A 2,940-nucleotide genomic window follows, 5' to 3' on the forward strand; every position below is an offset into this window, starting at 1 on the left:
CTTGCAGCAGGAGGCGGCCCCCGCTGCCGCGCCGACCGTCGCCGAGACGCCCGCTCCGACCGCCGCCGTACCGCTCCCGACCGCCGGGCCGCTGCCCGCAGGCACCTGGGCGTGGACCGAGCTCCTCGGTGGCGAGTGCGTGCAGCCCTTCGACTCGGTCTGGGCCGAACAGTTCACGGTCGTCGACTGCGGCGCCGGCCACGAGGCGCAGCTCGTGGCGAGGGCCGAGCTGCCCGACACCGCTTTCCCGGGACAGGAGGCGCTCGCCGTCTCGGTCTCGTCGCTCTGCCAGGCGCAGGGAGTCGTCGACGTCGCCGCCGCCGGCGCGTACGGCGACGTGCAGGTGTCCGGCTCCTTCCCGGTCACGCAGGAGCAGTGGGACGCGGGGGAGCGCAGCTACTACTGCTTCGTCGATCGCGCGGGCGGCGGAGAGCTGGTCGGCTCGTTGGCCGCGACTCCCGCGGCCTGAGCCGGCGCGCCGGGCTCGAACGGGGCGCCGGGAGCGTCGTGAGGCCCGGGACGTGCTCGCGTGCAGCGCACGTCCGCGCGCGGCCGGGCGTGCCGTTGCGGGGCGTGGACGGCGGCCGGACTTGTAGGGTTGCCGATCGTGCACGAGAACGACGCGAGCTCCCCGCCCGGACCCACCGGCTCCGTCGAGCTCAGCACGAACGGTGTCGGTCCGTGGCAGGGCGAGTGGCCCGACGACGAGCGGCTCGATCCGGAGCTGCTCGAACGCGGTGACGCGCGCAACGTGATCGACCGCTTCCGCTACTGGCGGCTGGAGGCGATCGTCGCCGAACTCGACCGCACCCGTCATCCGTTCCACGTGGCCATCGAGAACTGGCAGCACGACATGAACATCGGCTCGATCGTGCGCAGCGCCAACGCGTTCGGAGCCGCGGGCGTGCACATCGTCGGCCGCCGCCGGTGGAACAAGCGCGGCGCCATGGTCACCGACCGCTACCAGCACGTCCAGCACCACGAGACCGTCGCCGATCTGGTGCAGTGGGCCTCGGAGGCGGCGGTGCCGCTGATCGCGATCGACAACGTCCCCGGCTGCGTCCCCCTCGAGACCTTCGCGCTCCCCGAGCGCTGCCTGCTGCTGTTCGGGCAGGAGGGGCCGGGGCTCTCGGAGGAGGCGATCGCCGCCTCCGACGCCGTGCTCGAGATCACGCAGTTCGGCTCGACCCGCTCGATCAACGCCTCCGCCGCAGCAGCGGTCACGATGCACGCGTGGGTGCTGCAGCACATCCGCTTCTGACCGCGGACCCGTGCAGACGCGGCCTCAGACCACCGACTCCGGCGGGAACTCCGACTCGAGCGGCTCGGCCGACAGGAGCTCGTGCACGCCGCTCAGCACCTCATCGGGCCGGAACGGGTAGCGCTCGATCTCGGCCTCATCACTGATGCCCGTCATCACGAGGATCGTGTGCAGGCCGGCCTCGATCCCCGCGACGATGTCGGTGTCCATCCGATCGCCGATCATCCCGGTGTTCTCGCTGTGCGCTCCGATCTTGTTCATCGCCGAGCGGAACATCATCGGATTCGGTTTGCCGACGACGTACGGATCCTTGCCCGTGGCCTTCGTGATCAGGGCGGCGATCGCACCCGTCGCGGGGAGGACGCCCTCGGCGCTCGGCCCGGTCGCGTCGGGATTCGTGACGATGAAACGCGCACCCGCCACGATCAGCCGGATCGCCTTGGTGATCGCCTCGAAGCTGTAGTTGCGCGTCTCGCCGACCACGACGTAGTCGGGAGCGGTCTCGGTCATGATGAAGCCCGCCTCGTGCAGCGCGGTCGTGATGCCCGCCTCTCCGATCACGAAGGCACTACCGCCCGGCATCTGCGAGGCGCAGAAATCGGCCGTCGCGAGCGCGCTCGTCCAGATCCGCTCCTCCGGCACGTGCAGCCCGGAGCCCCGAAGCCGCGCCGCGAGATCGCGCGGCGTGAAGATCGAGTTGTTCGTCAGCACCAGGAACGGGATCCCCGAATCGGTCCACTCCTGAATCAGCTCGGGCGCACCGGGGAGCGCCTTGTTCTCGTGCACGAGAACGCCGTCCATGTCTGTGAGCCAGGCCTCGACTTCACTGCGGTTCGTCGCCATGGGGTCGATGCTATCGGCGCTACCCCGGCCGGAACGGGCCCTGACCGGGGAAGACCGGAGCCGACCCCGCGCGCCGCACTGTGGAGGAGCCTCCGCTGCGTGCCGGACGGCCGGCTCCCAGACCCCCACGAGCGCAGGCGGGTTAGCCTGGGGTCATGAGTGGCGAGAACCTGCTGGGCCCCGAACCGACCCTCCTCCCCGACGAGCCCGCGGTCACCGCGGCCCTCACGAAGCACGCGAACCCGGGAGCAGTCGAATTCGCCGCCCTCGCAGCCGCCCACCCCCGCTCCCCGCTCGCGTGGGCCCTCCTCGCCGACAGCGTCTGGGGCATCGACGCGGCCCTGCCCTCCTACGCGTACGCCCGCGTCGGCTACCACCGCGGCCTCGACCTCCTCCGAGCCGCCGGCTGGCGCGGCCAAGGCCCGATCCCCTGGCGCCACGGACCCAACCGAGGCTTCCTCCTCTCGCTCTACGCCCTCCGGCGCGCCGCCGAATCGATCGGAGAGACGGAGGAGGTCGACCGCCTCACCGCGTTCCTCCAGCAGGCCGACCCGATCGCCATCGACGAGATCGAGCGGTATCACGAGGATGCGTTACCCCCTACCGCCGCCATCGTCATCCTCGGCAGCGATTAGTCGCCGCCCGGGCACGGCGCTCGCGGCGTTGTCGTCGGTCGTCGTAGCGCCGCTACGACTCCCTCCTCCGCCTTGCGATCACCGCACCCGGACGACGACTCATCCCACCCTGGGGTGAGGGGTGGGGCCGTGCGCGTGGCGCACGAGCCGTGGGGGCGTTGTGTGCGTGGGGGCGGGAGCGTGCAGGGGCGAGCGGGGAGG

At 71.5% G+C, this 2,940-nt stretch carries 4 protein-coding genes; 3 read left to right on the forward strand and 1 reads right to left on the reverse strand.

From position 1 onward, the window contains the following. On the forward strand, positions 1-469 hold a 469-nt coding region (locus ACH61_RS14750), incomplete at its 5' end, for a septum formation family protein (protein ID WP_201787621.1). A 138-nt stretch (positions 470-607) separates the two neighbouring features. Beyond that, on the forward strand, positions 608-1,261 hold the full coding sequence (locus tag ACH61_RS14755) for a TrmH family RNA methyltransferase (protein WP_068213504.1): 654 nt from the start codon (positions 608-610) through the stop codon (positions 1,259-1,261). A 24-nt stretch (positions 1,262-1,285) separates the two neighbouring features. Here the strand turns inward: ACH61_RS14755 and ACH61_RS14760 are convergent, their stop codons facing one another. Further along, entirely contained in the window at positions 1,286-2,104 is an 819-nt protein-coding gene (locus ACH61_RS14760) for an HAD-IIA family hydrolase (RefSeq protein WP_068213500.1), read from the reverse strand. 155 nt (positions 2,105-2,259) lie between these two features. On the opposite strand from ACH61_RS14760, the gene ACH61_RS14765 reads away from it, so the two are divergent. Next, positions 2,260-2,739: a DUF3151 domain-containing protein gene (locus tag ACH61_RS14765; protein WP_068213503.1), complete on the forward strand. Its 480-nt coding sequence runs from the start codon at positions 2,260-2,262 to the stop codon at positions 2,737-2,739. The last annotated feature ends 201 nt before the right edge of the window (positions 2,740-2,940 follow it).

Origin of the sequence: Rathayibacter tanaceti (genome assembly GCF_001634385.1) — a bacterium.
Taxonomy (GTDB): Bacteria; Actinomycetota; Actinomycetes; order Actinomycetales; family Microbacteriaceae; genus Rathayibacter; species Rathayibacter tanaceti.

What these genes read in the sequence shown, in the direction of transcription:
- ACH61_RS14760 (WP_068213500.1), bottom strand. Translation starts at nt 2,104, where the DNA reads ATGGCGACGAACCGCAGTGAAGTCGAGGCCTGGCTCACAGACATGGAC.
- ACH61_RS14765 (WP_068213503.1), top strand. Translation starts at nt 2,260, where the DNA reads ATGAGTGGCGAGAACCTGCTGGGCCCCGAACCGACCCTCCTCCCCGAC.